This window comes from Tateyamaria sp. (assembly GCF_059783535.1).
This window is the reverse complement of sequence record NZ_JBYNDP010000002.1, coordinates 35,266-51,877: the sequence shown is the minus strand read 5'-3', so window position 1 is coordinate 51,877 and position 16,612 is coordinate 35,266. Positions and strand designations below refer to the sequence as shown.

Genomic DNA, 16,612 nt, shown 5'->3' with positions numbered 1-16,612 from the left:
AGATTCCGACTGCAAAGCGTGTCCACGGAGTGAAAGGGCTGGATGCGTGTCACAAGGCGGCTGCGAACGCTGTTGACGGACAATGGTTGGTGACGGTTGACGCGGATACACGACTTGATCCGCGCCTGTTAGGTGCGACGATTCCGACAGCGCTGATGCATGATTTGTTTCGCTTTGATTGGCTCAGCAGAAATCAGGTCAATGGATTATGGAGCGGTAACGGCTCTGTCAAACTTTGGCCGACCAGGCTTTTGCAGGAAATGCGAACGCATGAAGCAGCGCCAGACGACAAGGTGTCGATGGACCATGACATCGGCGGTGTGCTTCCTGGTCGCTCAGGCCAGATTACCCGGCCCGAACGCGGCGCCTATACTGACCCTGCGCGGACTGCCTTGCACGGTTTTCGAGCCGGATACAGAGAGGCCGTATTCCTCTACCAGTTGGCTATTGAAGAGGTGGAAAGGCTGTCGCTGGACCAGTGGCAGCGAGCCAGTGTTGCCCGCGTTTTGGGCACATGGTGCACGATTGGGCGGCATGCGCCGAATGGGCATTGGGTTTTGTATGGTGCCCGTCTTGGATTACTTCACCACGCGCAGACGCAGTTGCGAGACCCCAGGTGTGTCAACGATTATGCGTGGTTGTCGGAGCTCTGGTCGCGCGACGTTGCTTCGCGATATGGGATCGCCGGAACCAACGGGCCGTGGAGGTGGGATTGGCTGGAAGACGACCTGCGCAAGATGGGCGACTGTATTCGAGCGGAGCTGAATTTCCCGATTGCCGAATTCGATACTGTCCAATCTCAATGGTTGATCGACGCGGACTTGCTGTCGGCAACCCCCGCGGCAAGTCGACATGATGCGATTGGGTACCTGACTATGATGGCAGCAACAGACACTCAAATCGCCGAGGTTGCCCGCGCTCTATTTGATGTCGCTCGGACGCTCGACCACCCTTCAGCGTTTCACAATACCGGACTGTCCTGTCTACGCGCCTGCCAAACCCCGACGTCAAAGAAGATGGCAGATTGGTACTTGCGTGCCGCCGATGCATTGGGGAACCCGCACGCTTCCGGCAAAATTGAACACTTACGTACAGAAGGCGTTGTTGAAGATAAAAACCGCCCTGCCCGGCGCGCCTGTGACTACCCGACGGTGCCAGCGGACAAGGTCAAGTCTTTGGATGCCGACGGATATTGCTTTGTCTTTGACAAGGCCGTTCAACCGACGATCGAGATGGAAAAACATGTGCCTGACCCCAGTCTGTGCACGGGGGACCGTGTGATCGGGTATTCGTCCTACTGCCAATTGACAGGTCAGATCATTCCTTCCGGCATACGGTTTGGCGCCGTTCGGACGTTTATGAACGCACCAGATCAGGTGCCGTACGCCGTCCTTCCAAAGCATTTGGGAGAGCGCCGTCAGCCCAAATCCAAGAAAGAAGCGGCACTTTTTGCGGAAAGCGATTTTAAGTCGGGCGTTCTATCGGAAAATGCAACCGTGTTGGTATGCGATGGCCCATACCGCGACGCTTACCTTGGCGCCGTCGAAACACTTCTCGGAAATGGAAGAATCCAAACTTGGCCGAAAGCTGACGCCGAATGGCTTAGGTTCTTGACGCCAGCGATTGCGCGCAAGCAAGCGTTTCTTGAAGCCGCAGACAAGTTAGATGAGGATACGGCTACAGCTCTGATCCGGACGGCGGATGCTGTGTGGGGACGTTTACCCTAAAGAACAGCTCTGGCTGCGCCTGCACTCTCACAAGACACGCCGTCTGCGAATGCAGCACCTTGCTGCTGATCAAAGGATTTTGTCTGACGAAACAAAGTGGTTCCATCGGGCGCCTGATACTCAAGTGTCACCCTATGATCTTCTGAGATCGAATAGAGGTCACCCTCCCCCATCTGAACTCTTACAGTAGACTTTGTGTCCACTAAGCGAACAAACAGCTCATTATTGTAGATGACCGCGGCACGCGGCGCTGACCCTGGGAAAGTGGCCCGGTTTCCAAGGGCAACCTGTGCGATTGTCCCGCAATTGACCATTCTTTCAGATCGGGTGCTGGCCTCAACGGTTGTACCAGCATCAACAATTGCAACATCCTTAAAGCCAGCGGCTTGAAAAGCGGCGGCAATCTGAGTGATCGATTTGGAGGTCTGAACGGACGACACGCCCCCTTCTGGTTTTTCAACCAGATACAATCCGTCTTCGTTCGGTATCGCATCGCATCCGGTCAACACGAGCGCTGCACATCCGGCATAAAAACAACGTGGAAGTATGGTCATCAGTACAGGCCCCCACCAGCAGATTGTTGACGCTGGCTGTCACCAACCCTTTCGCTCTCAACTGATCTGTTAACGCTCGGCGCTACCGATCTATCGGTGCCAAGAGCTTCGCCACATGAAGTGTCGATCCCACGTTGGTTCACGCACCCCAGGTTGACCAGCGCATTGACAGCCTGCTCGACAAATACACCTGCCGGATAGCTGCTGAGGTAGTTGAAATATGCACTTGGCGTGTTTTGGGAGACTGTGTTTTGCCACAGCCTGTTTTCGGCTTCGTCCGCGCTTGCTGCGGTCGATCCGAAAATCAATGACAAGAAAAATGCACGCCAAAAAAGGGCGAGGCGGGTGATCTGAGCCATTTCAATACAACCTAAAAATCTAATGACCGGATCATAGCAGAAACCAGCGGTTAATCAAAATAGGAATATCAACGTCAGGCTGCAAAGACAGAGTTTGGCCCGCACCGAGTGGCTGCAACCGACCTGATTTCCGATGCGCGGTTGCCATGCCATGTGCACCCAACAACCTGCCAGAATTGCGTGATGTGCTCTAAGCGGGCCATCAAATACTCTTCTGACGTCGCCGTCCCCGCACCCTCATCCAAGCTTGAGCGCATGTCCAATGGCACATATTCAAAAATTATTTCCGGCTGATTGATCAAAGTCGGTGGAAACATGTTGGAAATAACCAGACTGCGAAATCCAGACCGCTGACAAATGGCTTGGAGATCGTTCAGGCTGTCTTCGGCAGTTTTGGCATCATCCAGATGGATCAGCGCCCAGCTTGTTTTGTACACATCCTGCGCTGATGGGGCACCGTTCAATGAGACATCAACCGCCTGATGACCAGCGGAAATTGCTCGCTTGAACTTGTTCCAAACCATCAGGAAGCCTTGTCGCTGAAAATAGACAAACATCAATTCCTTGTTAGACTAACCTCAGTTTTTGCGAGAACACCAGTTTTGAGAGTCGATGTATTACTTGTTGGAGACTTTCGCTTTCCGGGCGGAACGTCCACGTCCATAGTCTCCGATGTGAGGGCGTTGCACGGCGCAGGCTACCGGGTGGGGTTACTGGCCTATGCGAGTAACCTTTTCGATGGGCGGCGCAGCTTTCACCCCGGGATTCGAGCGTTGGTTGAGGATGGCTTGGCTTATCTGGTTCCGCCCGGTCAACCGGTTGAGGCAGAGCTGTGTTGTCTACATCATCCGGCCGTTTTCGAACACCTGCCAGCGTTGCCCTTGGGGATCAGCTGTCCACGTTTTGTGATGATTGTGCATCATCCCCCCATCGATGCCGACGGAAATGAACAATATGATTTGTTGCGTACAATGCGCGTAACCGAAGCACAGTTTGGCCAGGTGGATTGGGCGCCCGTTGGCCCAAAGGTTCGCGACGCATTCAACAGGGTCACCTTGGCCCCTGCCCTGACACAATCAGATTGGGTCAATACAATCGACGCAGATGGGTTTCGCAAAAGTCGTCCCAGATTCAGGGGGCAGCCGCCGGTGCTTGGTCGGCATAGTCGGCCCGGTATCGAAAAGTGGCCGGACAGTGAAGCGGAATTCAAGAATGCTTATCCGGATACGGACCAACTCCGTGTTCGTCTGATGGGATGGGGCAACCAGCTCGATGAGATTGTCGAGGAACGACCTCAGAACTGGGATGTTCTGCCCTTTGACGCCATGCCGGTTGAAGACTTTCTGGCGGGTCTGGATTATTTCTCCTATTTCCATAGCGAGGTTTGGGTTGAAGCCTTTGGACGATCCATTCTGGAAGCAATGGCGACCGGTCTTGTTTGCTTCTTACCTGAACACTTTGAACCGCTCTTTCGAGACGCAGCAGTTTATTGCGAGCCGAGTGAAGTCTTGGACAAAGTACTGGGCTTTGAAAATGACCCCAATGCCTACACCAGGCAGTCAGAGCGTGCTTTGGACTTCGTGAAATCTCATTTCGGCCCGGACAAGTCCGTCGCTCGGGTTGCAGCGCGGATCGGCCCTCCGAACCGGCTGCCGAAAGCTACCGCTGCACGCAAGGCTGGTGTTCTTTATCTGACGTCCAATGGTGTCGGAATGGGCCACATCACCCGTTGTCTGGCAACTGCACGACGTTTGCCTGATCAATGTGACCCTGTCATCGTGACGATGAGCAAGGCCTTTAGCGTTGCCGAGAAACAGGGCTTCAAGGTTGAGTACTTGCCGTATTTCAGATCCATTGGGATTGAGTACAGTGATTGGAACCAAAAACTCTCGGTCGAGTTGGACATGGTTCTGCGATTTCACAGGCCCAATGTGTTGGTGCTCGATGGAAATGTTCCCTACGATCCCCTGCTTCGGGTTCTTCCGGATTTTCCGCAGATGTGGAGTGTCTGGCAACGCAGGCCGCTTTGGCCGGCAGATGTACGCGAAGATCTCCTGCAGCATACGTCCCAATTTGACACAGTATTGGAACCAGGTGAACTTGCTGCACCCGTTGATCGTGGCCCGACCGTTGAGCGTAGAATAGAGGCACGGCAAGTGCCGAGCATCCGGTATCTTGATCAGTCTGAGATGCTGGATCGCAGAGCTGCGCGTGCCTTGATCGGGCTCGATCCGGATCGTCCCGCATTTGTATTGCAACTGGGATCCGGCAACAATTTTGACATGCCGGGGGTCCTCAAGAAAATCTGCTCTATCGGCGATCCCGCTTTGCAGCCGCGCCCGGTTCAGCTTGTTTTCGCGCGATGGCGCATAACGCAAAAAGAGCCGGATTTGCCAGCGTTCGTGAAGACTTTGGATGTCTTTCCGATTTCAAGACTGCTCAATGCTTTCGACGGTGCGATAGCGCTGGCAGGCTACAATACGTTTCATGAGAATTTAGCGGCCGCTCTGCCCACTTTATTTACGGCCAACCAACATCCCGAACAGGACGAACAATGGCTGCGTGCAGACTATGCTGCACAATGTGGCTTGGCACTCAGTGCGCGCAGTTATGACACAATACAGTTCGAGCGAGCGCTACGCCGCCTTTTGGACCCGAAAACCCGCGAAACGCTGCGCCTGAACTGCAAGCGGGCAAGATTGGAAAACGGGGCGCAACAGGCAGCCGATCTTATTTCGACACTGGCCATGACGCGAAAACCAAGCGGTGTCGCGTTTCATGCAGTTTAGGTAGGTTGGCGCATGACCGCCCGCGTCACAATCGGAATGCCCGTCTTCAACAACGCTGAAACGTTGGAACGCGCGGTGTCCTCTGTGTTGGCGCAAACCTTTCAGGACTGGGAACTTTTGATCACGGACGACCAGTCCGACGATGAAACATATGTAATTGCACAAGAATTGGCGACCGCCGAACCGCGTATATCGGTGCGTAAGAATGATCGACGGATGGTCTTTCACAACTTTGAGCTTGCCCTGAGGGAGGCACGCACAGCCTACTTTGTCTGGCTCGCAGGTGACGATTATTGGGATCCGGCGTTTCTGGAAGAGACGGTTGCCGCGCTTGATGCTGCGCCTTCAGCGGTGTCAGCAATCCCTTCTGCAGAGTTCATCGGTGACTCGCCTCAGCCTATCCCCAACCTCGGATTTCTGAAGGGTCTCAAGACGGAGAGGATAAAACGCTATCTGGCCCATCCAGGTGGAACACGGATGTATGGATTGATGCGGACCGAGGCTGCGCGCGCTTCTTTTCCGATACAAGCCGGATACGCATATGATTGGTATTTCATGGTGTTGTTGCTCTCGAAAGGACCGCAGCTTTCGCTCCCCTCATGCCTGCTTTTTCGAGAGGAAACGGGTTGGATCAGCTATGCAGCATGCGGTGTGGAAGGTGCGAAACGGTCCAAACTCAAACGATGGCCAATCTTTGGCATCAGTTGGCAATTGCTCAAGACCAAGAGTATCCCCATCGGAGCACTGCCCGCCTTGCTTGCCCTGAATGCGCGCAAACATGAGGAGTACTTGGCGGTCAACGAACCAAGTGTTTTTTTGCACCGACTTGGCTTGTTCAAAAGAGTTGGGCTGCCACTATCAAATCGGAAGGATAAGCTTTCTGAACTTGCAGAGTATCACTCTGACAAAAATCTGAACTTCCCCGGTCTTGCGGACACTGCACCAACTTCAGCACCGGTTGTTGGACGCCAACACTCCGAAGTAACCGCCGTCGTGACATGCCGAAACGCAGAAGCATTGTTACCAGCGTTTATAGATCATAACCAAAAAATGGGCGTCGAGATCGTTGTGATTGACCATGGATCGACCGATGCCACGGAAAAGATCGCTACCGGACATCTGGGAACATCTGTCAAGGATGTCATATCCACACCCTTTACGGGTGCGTTTGATCTGACTGCTCAATTGGAACTGAAGTCTCAGGTCATACAAGCCCAAAAAAGCGATTGGATAATTCATGCGGATGTGGATGAATTCCTGACACCCAAAGATGGAATGACCATTCGGGAGGCTGTCAGTTCCGTCGATCAGGTCGCATTCGCATGCGACGAACACCTGCATCTGCCATTGTTCGATGATGAGGAGCACGATCGGTTAAACTTCCGTCGAACGATGAACCAAACCACAAGAATGATGGAGCGCGACGAAAAACAACGACTTTTTCGTCGCGACGCACCCTTGGATGTTTGGATGGCGACGGGCGGGCATACCATCACACGAAGAGTGGAAGACGTGGCCGCCGAGAGGTTGCGACTTGATCATTATCTTGGCTTTTCGCTGGATGATATCCGGGGGCAGTATTATAGCCGTGTTTTTGCCAAACGCGATTTGCAGAAACTATGGCACCTTAACCGAAAGGCAGCTGCGCAATTTGACATCGTTGGGGCCATTGACAGCCTGCCGTCGGAAACCGAGACACTACCCATATTTCGTCGTACCGAAGAGTCGCCAGTCAAGATCAACTCTGGCGCGGACCTCGTTGTTTTAGCTCAGAAAATAAATGATTTCGAAGATCTTTCGTCTCACTTGGCCGCTTCGTTTCCCGGGCTGCGACTGCATCTTGAAACGTCGATCATCCTCCCACAAACCGCACTCCCAGTACTGAACATCCTAAGCCATCCTGCTTGGATCCACCGTTTGGAGAATACCCGGGGGGAGGAACGGCAACAGGCAAGCGCATGGACGCGCCGACTGGCCAATGCACGGCAAACGGCCATAGAGCGGTCGACACCCTACGCCGAAATCCGCATGGAAGATCTCCGAGCCGGACGGGTCAACATGAGACAAATCCTCCAACGGATACTGCTCGGGGCCCCCAATGCCGAGAACAGCATAATCTTGGGAAGTGCGGAAACTATCTCGATGGAGCCTTACACGTCTCCCGTAAAAGACATCACAAAGTCTCTCGCCGCTGATTTGGGCTATCGGTGAGACACTATGGCCGATCGCATCGTTCTTCATGTAGGACCACACAAGACCGGATCGACGGCGCTCCAGCATATGTTTGCAACGAACCGACGCCTTTTGGCACGATACGGAATCCACTATCCGATCACAGGGCTCGATGGGGCGGCACATCAGGATGTGGCGCGCGCATGCTGGGGCAAAGATAGCTCTCTGCTGGTGGAATTGGCCAATGAGATGGACGAACACGACACGGTCTTCATCTCAAGTGAACTGATCTCAGCATTGGACAAAAAGGGGTTGGCGCGTTTGAAACCGGCCTTTGGCGAAACCCAAGTTGAGATTATCTATGTTATCCGTCGCTTGCCCAACTTACTGGCAAGCCATTGGCGCGAACTGATCAAACATGGTCAAAAACTATCGTTTGAAGAGTACCTTGAGAACGCTGTTGTTGACACCGGGCGGCCTAATCTTGTTCCTCCGCTGCCAATGCTGCATTTGGACCGTCTTTGCGAGTTCTTTGGGTCGGGCACCTTGCGCATTCTCTGCTACGATGCGCGGAAAAGTGATGTGGACAATTACGGTCAGGATTTCGTCGACGATATTTTTGGTATTGGTCACGAAGACGCTTTCAGGACCAAACAGTTAAACACGACCGCCCCAGACTGGCAGGTCGAACTTGGTCGCCACATGAACATACTTGGCAACACCACCCTGAACTACCCCCAGCGGCTCAATCTAAGAAAGAAACTGTTTGAGCGTATGGCGGATGATGCGTTGGGCTGGATGCCCGATTTTGCCGCTCAGTATGACGCTGCCGTACCGATCAATCTCTCGGATCAAACGGACTGGATCGCGCAAGAGCAAGAAGCGGTTGTGCAGACGTATGGTAGCCATTTTGTCGATCCTGTTGAAAGCTATCTGGCGCCCACATCAAAGCAAATCCGACAACTGCCGCTGGGCATGCTCTCACCTCAGCTCAGATCCAATATAGAAATTCTTTTCAAAGAGTTGTCAGCGAATCTCGATCCTTCACCGCCAGCCGGATAGGTCGATCCACACCTAACAAATGGCCAAAGAGCTGAACACAAGTGTTTACCTCAAACCTGTAGTTGAGCTAGATTTGACGCATTGATCGAATGCATAGAAGTAGCTCAGTATTCAAACAAATTTGGTGGGCATTGCACGGTTTTTCGAACCGGAGTCTGCCGCACGACAATGGTGTTCCGCCACCGCAAAACAGGTTCACCCACAAAGAACTGCAGCTAAAGGGAGGCGCCCGCGATGATAGCAAATGAAACGCTGGATGGAGTTGCCATTGGCATCTTTCTTGGTGTGCAAGACGGCGCAGCACAGGTTGTTTTTGCTGGAAACCCTAAGGACAAAGCCATTGCTGCAAGGTCAACCGTTGCACTGGGGTCAGAGGACACGGGATGCGAAGTAGCACTCCTATTCGAAGACGGGCGTCGTGATCGGCCACTCATCATCGGTCGTATCGTTCAACCAGGAGTGTTCGAGCCGGAACGGCCAGCGGTCGACATTGTCAGAGATGGTGACCGTGTGATCATCGAAGCGAAGGACCGAATTGATCTTCGCTGTGGAAAAGCGCGTATCATTCTTGAGAAGGATGGACATATCACCATTCGTGGCAGTTATCTGGTCAGCCACGCCTCTGCATCCAACCGGATCCGTGGCGGATCGATCAACCTGAACTAATGGCGGCCCCTGCCCTACCCAATATCCTTCGACAACATGCCGAACAGGCAGCGTTCCTCTGGATGCAATATGACGCGACTCTACAGGAAAAAACTCCGGAAAACCCGGATGACCAAGAAGCCCATGAAGAAGAAATTGCTCGACTGACCGAACGGTTGGAAGCGCATCTGGATGGTCTTCGAATTGCTGGCGCCGAGGGGCTGGCAATGGCCGAAGATCGCCTTGCCGAATTCCCGGAACCAGGCGAATTGTTCGTCGTCCGAATGCTGCAGCCGAGTGCGAAGGATATGCATGTGGCAAGTTTGGAAGTGGACAAAGTAAGGGCGTACTTGGAGCGTCATATTTGACCACAAGTCAGGATTCCTCCGACAATGCTCCACTCTTGAGGTCCTCGATGCCGACATAGGACCACTTCCCGCTTCTTCGCTGAAACATACCGGCCAGATCAGTCGCCCAAAGGGTGTCACCAATAGTGACAAGGCTTGTCAGTGGAAATGGTTCGCGCGCACAGCCCGTATTGTATGGGATCAACTCTTCATCTTCATGGATGTACAGGTTGTGCAGATTGGATGCAGGGTACTCGGCAATAGCGATAAATCGGTCCCCGTCGTTCAACGCCGTGCGATGCAGGGATGGCTGCTTGTCAGCAAAGAAAAGCTCAAAACCATTGTCGAAATCGCCTTTGTAAATTTCCGCTCCGTTGCTGTCACCAGACAACACGATATGCCCGTTTTCGGCATGACCAGAGATGAGTCTCGCGCCGGTCGCTATTTCGGTCCTCGCGACGTTGTCCTGACGCACCCGAACGAGCACGCCAAGCGCACCACAGAACACATAGTCAGAACCTGCTGCAAAACCGGCATACAGAGGAGGATGTTTTCGTGCGTACTCTTTCACTCTCTGAGACTGAATTTGCGCATCATCAGAGTCTGGTGGTTTCGCGCTTGGTTCCAGCAAGGGTGTCCATTGCTTGCTCGACCAGGAAAACCGCCACAGGTTCTGATACTCACCACACGCATAGACTTGATCTTCGTCACCCGAAACTGAGTAGATGAAGAAGTCTTTTGGTGGTTGCGGTGCTCCGAAGAGTTCTTCTTCAGACGGCTGCAAGGCGAACAATGCACCATGCGCAACTATCCACACCAAATCACGGGTTTTGTCATAATGTGCGCCTTGGACAGAGCCCTCCCCCTCCACGTTGAAAGACTCAAACGTCCATTTTTCAAAATCAACCTTGTAGACAGACCAGTTGTCTTCATCTGAATCGTCAATGGCGATGGCGTGTGTTTCTGAGATCGGAAGCGTAAACATTCGAATGGCCCTTCAGCATTGCGGCAAGTTACCCAAACAAACGCGACTGACGCTTGTCCTTGGAGGCTTGGCTTCGTGGTTTGAACTTCTTCAGGTTTTTGTTTTGGCTTTTCGCCGTCGAGTATTGTTGAGCGATGCACTTCTTCGCCTGCTTCGCGCACTCGCCATCAACAGCGGATTGGTTGTATTCGACACATTCATCAAGCAGGTCATTCGCTGTTTTCAATGCATTCGCCACTGACGGAGGAGACATCTCGCGGAAACGTTCGTCAAACTGATGCAGGAAACCGTGACCGCGCAGCGTGGCAAGGCTTGTTGTTCCGGTTGCCGCTGCGTACGAGCGGCCGCTTTGCACCGTTGCATCCCTGTTGGCAATTCCACGCGCGGATCGTGGATTGGCCTCGCAAGCTGCTGAACCGTATGCGTTACCACCCACGCATATACAACATCCTTCGCCTTCAGATGGAAATGCTGGGTCACTTGGCGGAGTACCGCGATTACCCTGTCTGACGTATTGGTCTGGAATTATATGGTGCGCCTGGCCCCCGCGCGCGTTACACGCGTCCTTTGTTCCATCATAGGACCCAACAAGGCAGTTTTCGCTTTCGAAGACAACTGGCGGCCCCGGTATGCCCGCGACGATCCAAGGGGCATCATCTCCCGGATCGCTCGCATGGTTGGTCGTTGCCATATCCGTGAACCGCACCACACCCTTGCTTTCCACTTTTACATCCATTGACCACTTTTTCGCGTAAGCCGCGCCTGTGTTCTTTGATGTGATGATACCTTTCTTCGGGGCGCACCCTGCCTCATCCCCAGACACCTTGGACCACTTACTGGTATTCTCCATGCTGACTTCCTTACCTCCGATCAGCACCTTGCTACTGCCTTTGGTTAAATCGCTGTCCATGGCGAAATTCGGATAAGGAATAGGCACACCCGGTGGGGTCGCTGGAGTTTGAGGTGGGGTAAAGCACGTGTCAGGGAAGGCTGCGATGATTTTGCAGCTTTGGGCCTTTGCCGAAATCTCCAGATTGTTGGCAAAAACAGTCATGTGGTGAGGCCCCCAACAACCGCAACACCACACGCGCCATCATCGGCCGAGGACTCGATCAAAAGCGGCTTTCGATGAGCGTAGTCTTTGCGCACCGCAGCGAGAGCCCATCCCAGCATGACCGGCACCACCGCCGCACCTATGTTTCCTAAGGCCGCTGCAATTGGCCAAATCGGGTGCACTTCACTGCGTTCGCGTTGCGTGCGCAATGAGGCAAGCTCGCTTTGTTTGAACCAAAAAGTTTCGCCAATCAGGTCACCGATTTTCACCCCGATTTCATGTAGACCAAGACCAGCCTCAGACAGTGCATCCTTGTAAGCGGCAGTCATCCCCTCCCCGCGCAATGGAAGATTGAAACCATCTTCGTCCTGACCGTTGAGAAAATGTGCTTCTTCTCGAGACAGGCCAATGCCACCAACATTCATGCCGGGACCCGTCCCTTTACAAAGAACTGCCGCGGCAGCCTCTCCGGGAAGAAAACCCTCGGGATTGTCGGCTGTTAGAAGACGTTGCTGAGATAAATAGTGCTGGATTGTACGCCCTGTCAGATAGCTATCGACCCCTAAAATCACGATTTCATGGTTAGGATCCCTGGCAAGGGCCTTGCGTGCGGTGCTGAGCGCGACGATGCCAGAAGGGCGGCCGTGCGCCACCAGCCGACTGCGCAAGGAATAGTCCAGACCTAGGTTCGTCTGCACCCGATTTAGAAAGCTCTCGGCATCAAGAATGGGCCGCCCCGGTCGTTCTTCTTCTGGCAAGCACAGGATGACCTCGACACTCCGGCGATCATTGGCCCGCTTCAACACTTCCAACAAAGCACCCGCTGCCAGGTGCGCCCATCGTTTCTCTCCGATCCACTGTCGCGGCAGAGGCACAGCTGCGCCCCTTAACCATTCTCCGCCCGGCCCTGCGAAACGCGTTTCGGCAAAGCCATCAATGCGGGCGCGCAATGCTGCACAGGAAGACGGCGCATCCAAGCCAACTGCCGTGACCATACCTGCCGCAGAGATGCGCAATCCGTTCACGCGTCTTCGCTTTCGCCGCCGACTTCGGCAACAGCACGGATGTAACGACGTCCTTCTTCGCGGGTGCGAACCATGGGTTCCGTTGGCGGCCCCAGCCAGAGCTCGTTAAACTCGATAAATGCCTTTTGGATTCTCGCTTCCAATCGCCAGACCAAACTGAACTGTCGCGCTTCGGTGTCAATCAAGAGAGTGTCGGCCGCGACATCCTGTTCAAGGCATATTTGACCATTTCGAAACAGCGTGACCGGTGTTGTAGTCTTAGGCAAAGCAAACTGTTCCCGACCCTCAGGAGTGAGGCCGACCAGAAGTACCGGGGCGCCTTCGCGTAACACACGCAGCCATTGATCCTCTGGTGCAGACTGGAAATAACGGTCATCAAAATCCGGGGGGAGAAATGGAAAGATGTTGTCGACATAGTTCTGATCGTATGTGCCAGCATATGGTGCGCGATCCGGCCAGTTCCGACCAATCGGACCCAACGCCATCGGTTTGTAGCTGCCGTAGGGTGATGTGACCTCTTCACCGATGGCTTCGGTAAGCGGCAGTGCAAGACCTGCAAGTTGGTCCTGATAGGCGGGAGAGGCAAAACCACAACCGACGGGATTGTCGTCGTAGGCCTTGGGCCTTTCGTCTTCGGGGTCAAACGTGTCTTGTCCCCCAAATGCATGGTCGTACCCGATCGGAACCCGGCGGAATGGTAGCGCCTTGGTGGCACGGACTACGGGGCCGATCACCTGCCATTCACGGTAGCCCACGACATCAAACTGTTTCGACCAATCATCAACTCTGACACCGACGCGAACCCGGTCCGCTTGTTTGCCTTGCGGAGCATACGCTGCCCCGTGGACGATAACCTCGGGATGTGGCTTGCGAAACGCGAAGTCAGTTTCCCGAACCGGAGCGGAATAGGCTGGTTCACCGGAATACTCATCAGCCATGGTCAACGGTGTCTGTACTTCGGCCAGTTGTGGAAGTTGGCCAGCTTCTGCTGGAAAATCCCACGTCCCCTTGAACACAAACGAAAGATACTCGCGCCCGGCTTTATCCAGCCCCATTGTTTTTTCATGAACAAAGCGGGTTTGGTTATAGACTTGCATCACCGCGCCCTAGGAGAAGTCATACGAGAACCCGTCATCGCCACCTTTGACCGTGACCGACGTCAATTTAGACCCATCAAGCGTGCGATCCAAAAGCTGACGAGACATCTGAGGCAGCAGAGTGTTCGTCAGGATCGCATCTATCATTCGCCCACCGCTCTCAATCTCGGTGCAACGGGCTTTGATCAGCTCGAGAGTGCCTTCGCCAATGATCAGTTCTGCATCATGCTCTTTCTCAAGGCGCTTGGCGATGGCGTTGAGCTTGTGCCCGGCTATCACTTCGATCATCTCATCTGACAGTGGATAGTAAGGAATGGCGACAAGCCGCCCCAGCAAAGCTGCGGGGAACACCTTGCGCAGGGGTTCCTGCAACGATGCGGTCAGATCGTCGAGATCACAGCCCACTTTGCCTTGTTCGGTCATGGCCATGATCTCGTCGGTGCCACAGTTCGACGTCAGCAATATGAGCGTATTTTTGAAATCGATCCGGCGCCCTTCGCTGTCATCCATCATGCCCTTGTCAAAGACCTGAAAGAATATCTCATGCACATCCGAGTGAGCCTTTTCGACCTCGTCCAACAGGACAACTGAATAGGGTCGTCTTCGGACTGCCTCGGTCAGAATGCCACCTTTCCCGTAGCCGACGTAGCCCGGGGGAGCGCCCTTGAGTGTGCTGACAGTGTGCGCCTCCTGAAACTCGCTCATGTTGATCGAGATCAGGTTTTGCTCGCCGCCGTACAACATGTCAGCCAACGCAAGCGCGGTCTCGGTTTTGCCAACCCCGGAAGGTCCACAGAGCATGAATACACCAATTGGTTTTTCAGGGGCTGACAAACCGGCGTAAGAGGTTTGGATACGCGAGGCGATCATTTCAATCGCATGATCCTGGCCGGTCACGCGACTGGTGATGGTTTCCACCATCTCCAGTGCTTTTTCCGCCTCGCTGGCCATCATCCGACCAGCGGGTACGCCAGTCCAATCCTGAATGACGGACGTTACTGCCGCCGTATCGACGGATGGCAGGATCAGCGGCGTTTCACCTTGCTCCTCGGTCAGTTCCGCTATTTTCGATTTTAGTTCGGAAAGGGTGGCCTCACGTTCTGCTGGATCCAAGGCTTCTTCTGCCTCCTGATCTTCGCTTTGCGCGTCGATTGATTGTCCGGTGGATCGGAGTTTTGACCTAAGATCAATAATATCGGCGACCAAAGCCTTCTCAGCCTCCCAGCGGGCATTTTCGCGCTCCAGTTCACCCTCAACGATTTTCAGATCGGCGGCGGCTTGGGTGGCCCGGTCCGACGCGTCAATGCCAATGACTTGTTCGCGCTCGGCAATGGCCTGTTCGAGTTCCAGTGCAGTCTTGCGCCGCGTCAGGTCTTCAATTGCGGCTGGCGTTGCATGCTGAGATACCGCAACGCGTGCGCTTGCCGTATCCAAAAGACTGATTGCCTTGTCGGGCAACTGGCGCGACGGGATGTAGCGGTGAGAGAATTCGACAGAAGCAGCAATGGCTTCATCGAGTATTTCCACTTGGTGATGTTTTTCCAAGACGCCCGCGACGCCGCGACACATCCGCGTGGCAACCTCTACGGATGGTTCCTCCACTTTGACGACCTGAAAGCGCCGAGTCAGCGCCGGGTCTTTTTCGATGTGTTGTTTGTATTCATCCCATGTGGTTGCCGCGACGGTGCGCAACTCACCTCGAGCGAGTGCCGGTTTCAAGATATTGGCGGCGTCGCCGGTTCCTGCCGCCCCCCCTGCCCCGATCAGCGTATGCGCCTCGTCAATGAACAGCACAATCGGTGTCGGAGAAGACTTCACCTCGTCAACGACGGACTTCAGCCGCTTTTCAAATTCGCCCTTCATCGAAGCGCCAGCCTGCATCAACGTTACGTCCAATGCCCATAGGGCAATACCCTTCAGTTGCGGAGGAACATCCCCTTGGGCGAGCCGCTGAGCGAAACCTTCGACAACCGCTGTTTTCCCGACGCCGGCTTCGCCAGTCAGGATCGGGTTGTTTTGTCGCCGCCGCATGAGAATATCGACCATTTGGCGAATTTCAGGATCGCGGCCGATCACCGGGTCCAGCCTGCCGTCTCTCGCATCTGCGGTCAGATCGGTCGCATATTGCTCAAGCGCCGATTGTCCACCCGGTGCAGGTTTCTTGTCCGGTGCTTCAGGCGTCGAACCTTCGACGCTGTCTGCCAAAAGTTCGTCCAGTTGGTCTGCCAAGGCGGCGCCATCCAGTTTGTCGAATTCCAAGCTGATGCGGAACAACAGCCCTTCCAACACCCCTGTTTTGAGCATGGCAAGAAGCAGGTAAGCCGAGCGCACCGTTTCATCACCATACTCCAACTGGCCCAGTGCCCACGCTTCGCGGATCGCAAGGAAAAGATGATCGGAGAATTCCTCGACCGCGCCTGCGCCAGAGGGTAGACCGTCCAAGGCTCGGGTGAGATCGGCGTCCAACTTGCCCTGATCAACGCCCGATGCGGCAAGCAACAGACTCAAATCGCTTTGCGGCTCCGCAGCGATGGCGTGTACGAAATGAGCAAGCTCAACATAAGGGTTTCCACGCGACTTGGCGGCGCCAGCCGCAGCAGAAAAGCTTTTTAGGCACAGTGGGTTGAGCTTGCCTACAAGCTCTTTTCGCTTGATCGCACCGGACGCGGCAGATTGGGCCATGTTCAGACCCTCCTTCTGGAAAATGGACTTCTTCAAAACACAAGCGGGCAAAAAAAATGTCGCGCCCACAGTCAGGCTAACCTATCGTGAATTCAAAGATAAAGACATTTTTGA

The 16,612-nt window shown here is 54.2% G+C and carries 14 protein-coding genes; 6 read left to right on the top strand and 8 right to left on the bottom strand.

What is annotated here, in order from left to right:
- Positions 1–260: 260 nt before the first annotated feature.
- On the top strand, positions 261–1,727 hold the full coding sequence (locus tag AC6RA8_RS00800) for a hypothetical protein (protein WP_500350225.1): 1,467 nt from the start codon (positions 261–263) through the stop codon (positions 1,725–1,727).
- On the opposite strand, the gene AC6RA8_RS00795 is transcribed toward AC6RA8_RS00800, so the two are convergent.
- From AC6RA8_RS00795 to AC6RA8_RS00785, 3 genes are all read right to left on the bottom strand, one after another.
- Positions 1,724–2,281 carry a hypothetical protein gene (locus tag AC6RA8_RS00795; RefSeq protein ID WP_500350224.1) on the bottom strand — a complete coding sequence of 186 codons (558 nt, stop codon included), beginning with the start codon at positions 2,279–2,281 and terminating at the stop codon, positions 1,724–1,726. The two genes, AC6RA8_RS00800 and AC6RA8_RS00795, sit on opposite strands and share 4 nt — an antisense overlap.
- Positions 2,281–2,640, bottom strand: a complete 360-nt coding sequence (locus AC6RA8_RS00790) for a hypothetical protein (protein WP_500350223.1) — start codon at positions 2,638–2,640, stop codon at positions 2,281–2,283. Before AC6RA8_RS00790 ends, AC6RA8_RS00795 begins: the two co-directional genes overlap by 1 nt.
- Before the next feature lie 74 nt (positions 2,641–2,714).
- The gene (locus AC6RA8_RS00785; protein WP_500350222.1) at positions 2,715–3,197 is read right to left on the bottom strand and encodes a hypothetical protein; all 483 of its coding nucleotides are present in this window, start codon (positions 3,195–3,197) and stop codon (positions 2,715–2,717) included.
- Between the two features lie 768 nt (positions 3,198–3,965).
- Here AC6RA8_RS00785 and AC6RA8_RS00780 point away from each other — a divergent pair.
- The 5 genes from AC6RA8_RS00780 (at position 3,966) to AC6RA8_RS00760 (ending at position 9,676) form a co-directional block, all read left to right on the top strand.
- On the top strand, positions 3,966–5,429 hold the full coding sequence (locus tag AC6RA8_RS00780; protein ID WP_500350221.1) for a hypothetical protein: 1,464 nt from the start codon (positions 3,966–3,968) through the stop codon (positions 5,427–5,429).
- A gap of 12 nt (positions 5,430–5,441) precedes the next feature.
- Entirely contained in the window at positions 5,442–7,640 is a 2,199-nt protein-coding gene (locus AC6RA8_RS00775; RefSeq protein WP_500350220.1) for a glycosyltransferase family 2 protein, read from the top strand.
- A 6-nt stretch (positions 7,641–7,646) separates the two neighbouring features.
- On the top strand, positions 7,647–8,663 hold the full coding sequence (locus tag AC6RA8_RS00770; RefSeq protein WP_500350219.1) for a hypothetical protein: 1,017 nt from the start codon (positions 7,647–7,649) through the stop codon (positions 8,661–8,663).
- Between the two features lie 234 nt (positions 8,664–8,897).
- Entirely contained in the window at positions 8,898–9,329 is a 432-nt protein-coding gene (locus tag AC6RA8_RS00765; RefSeq protein WP_500350218.1) for a DUF6484 domain-containing protein, read from the top strand.
- A 62-nt stretch (positions 9,330–9,391) separates the two neighbouring features.
- Positions 9,392–9,676 (top strand): hypothetical protein, encoded by a 285-nt coding sequence (locus AC6RA8_RS00760; RefSeq protein WP_500350217.1) that lies wholly within the window; start codon positions 9,392–9,394, stop codon positions 9,674–9,676.
- Between the two features lie 7 nt (positions 9,677–9,683).
- On the opposite strand, the gene AC6RA8_RS00755 is transcribed toward AC6RA8_RS00760, so the two are convergent.
- Genes AC6RA8_RS00755 through tssH form a run of 5 tightly spaced genes read right to left on the bottom strand, consistent with a single transcriptional unit; the run spans position 9,684 to position 16,498 of the window.
- Positions 9,684–10,640 carry a hypothetical protein gene (locus AC6RA8_RS00755; protein WP_500350216.1) on the bottom strand — a complete coding sequence of 319 codons (957 nt, stop codon included), beginning with the start codon at positions 10,638–10,640 and terminating at the stop codon, positions 9,684–9,686.
- 28 nt (positions 10,641–10,668) lie between these two features.
- Positions 10,669–11,694 carry a DUF4150 domain-containing protein gene (locus AC6RA8_RS00750; RefSeq protein ID WP_500350215.1) on the bottom strand — a complete coding sequence of 342 codons (1,026 nt, stop codon included), beginning with the start codon at positions 11,692–11,694 and terminating at the stop codon, positions 10,669–10,671.
- Positions 11,691–12,719 (bottom strand): 3-oxoacyl-ACP synthase, encoded by a 1,029-nt coding sequence (locus tag AC6RA8_RS00745; RefSeq protein ID WP_500350214.1) that lies wholly within the window; start codon positions 12,717–12,719, stop codon positions 11,691–11,693. Before AC6RA8_RS00745 ends, AC6RA8_RS00750 begins: the two co-directional genes overlap by 4 nt.
- Entirely contained in the window at positions 12,716–13,816 is a 1,101-nt protein-coding gene (locus AC6RA8_RS00740) for a DUF2169 family type VI secretion system accessory protein (protein ID WP_500350213.1), read from the bottom strand. The genes AC6RA8_RS00745 and AC6RA8_RS00740 overlap by 4 nt, the downstream gene beginning before the upstream one ends.
- A 9-nt stretch (positions 13,817–13,825) precedes the next feature.
- Positions 13,826–16,498, bottom strand: a complete 2,673-nt coding sequence (tssH, locus tag AC6RA8_RS00735) for a type VI secretion system ATPase TssH (protein WP_500350212.1) — start codon at positions 16,496–16,498, stop codon at positions 13,826–13,828.
- Positions 16,499–16,612 lie beyond the last annotated feature (114 nt).

Bases quoted from the DNA above. Each gene is read 5' to 3' on its own strand.
- AC6RA8_RS00800 (WP_500350225.1), top strand. From the start codon at position 261: ATGCGAACGCATGAAGCAGCGCCAGACGACAAGGTGTCGATGGACCAT.
- AC6RA8_RS00795 (WP_500350224.1), bottom strand. From the start codon at position 2,281: ATGACCATACTTCCACGTTGTTTTTATGCCGGATGTGCAGCGCTCGTG.
- AC6RA8_RS00790 (WP_500350223.1), bottom strand. From the start codon at position 2,640: ATGGCTCAGATCACCCGCCTCGCCCTTTTTTGGCGTGCATTTTTCTTG.
- AC6RA8_RS00785 (WP_500350222.1), bottom strand. From the start codon at position 3,197: ATGTTTGTCTATTTTCAGCGACAAGGCTTCCTGATGGTTTGGAACAAG.
- AC6RA8_RS00780 (WP_500350221.1), top strand. From the start codon at position 3,966: ATGCCGGTTGAAGACTTTCTGGCGGGTCTGGATTATTTCTCCTATTTC.
- AC6RA8_RS00775 (WP_500350220.1), top strand. From the start codon at position 5,442: ATGACCGCCCGCGTCACAATCGGAATGCCCGTCTTCAACAACGCTGAA.
- AC6RA8_RS00770 (WP_500350219.1), top strand. From the start codon at position 7,647: ATGGCCGATCGCATCGTTCTTCATGTAGGACCACACAAGACCGGATCG.
- AC6RA8_RS00765 (WP_500350218.1), top strand. From the start codon at position 8,898: ATGATAGCAAATGAAACGCTGGATGGAGTTGCCATTGGCATCTTTCTT.
- AC6RA8_RS00760 (WP_500350217.1), top strand. From the start codon at position 9,392: ATGCAATATGACGCGACTCTACAGGAAAAAACTCCGGAAAACCCGGAT.
- AC6RA8_RS00755 (WP_500350216.1), bottom strand. From the start codon at position 10,640: ATGTTTACGCTTCCGATCTCAGAAACACACGCCATCGCCATTGACGAT.
- AC6RA8_RS00750 (WP_500350215.1), bottom strand. From the start codon at position 11,694: ATGACTGTTTTTGCCAACAATCTGGAGATTTCGGCAAAGGCCCAAAGC.
- AC6RA8_RS00740 (WP_500350213.1), bottom strand. From the start codon at position 13,816: ATGCAAGTCTATAACCAAACCCGCTTTGTTCATGAAAAAACAATGGGG.
- tssH (WP_500350212.1), bottom strand. From the start codon at position 16,498: ATGGCCCAATCTGCCGCGTCCGGTGCGATCAAGCGAAAAGAGCTTGTA.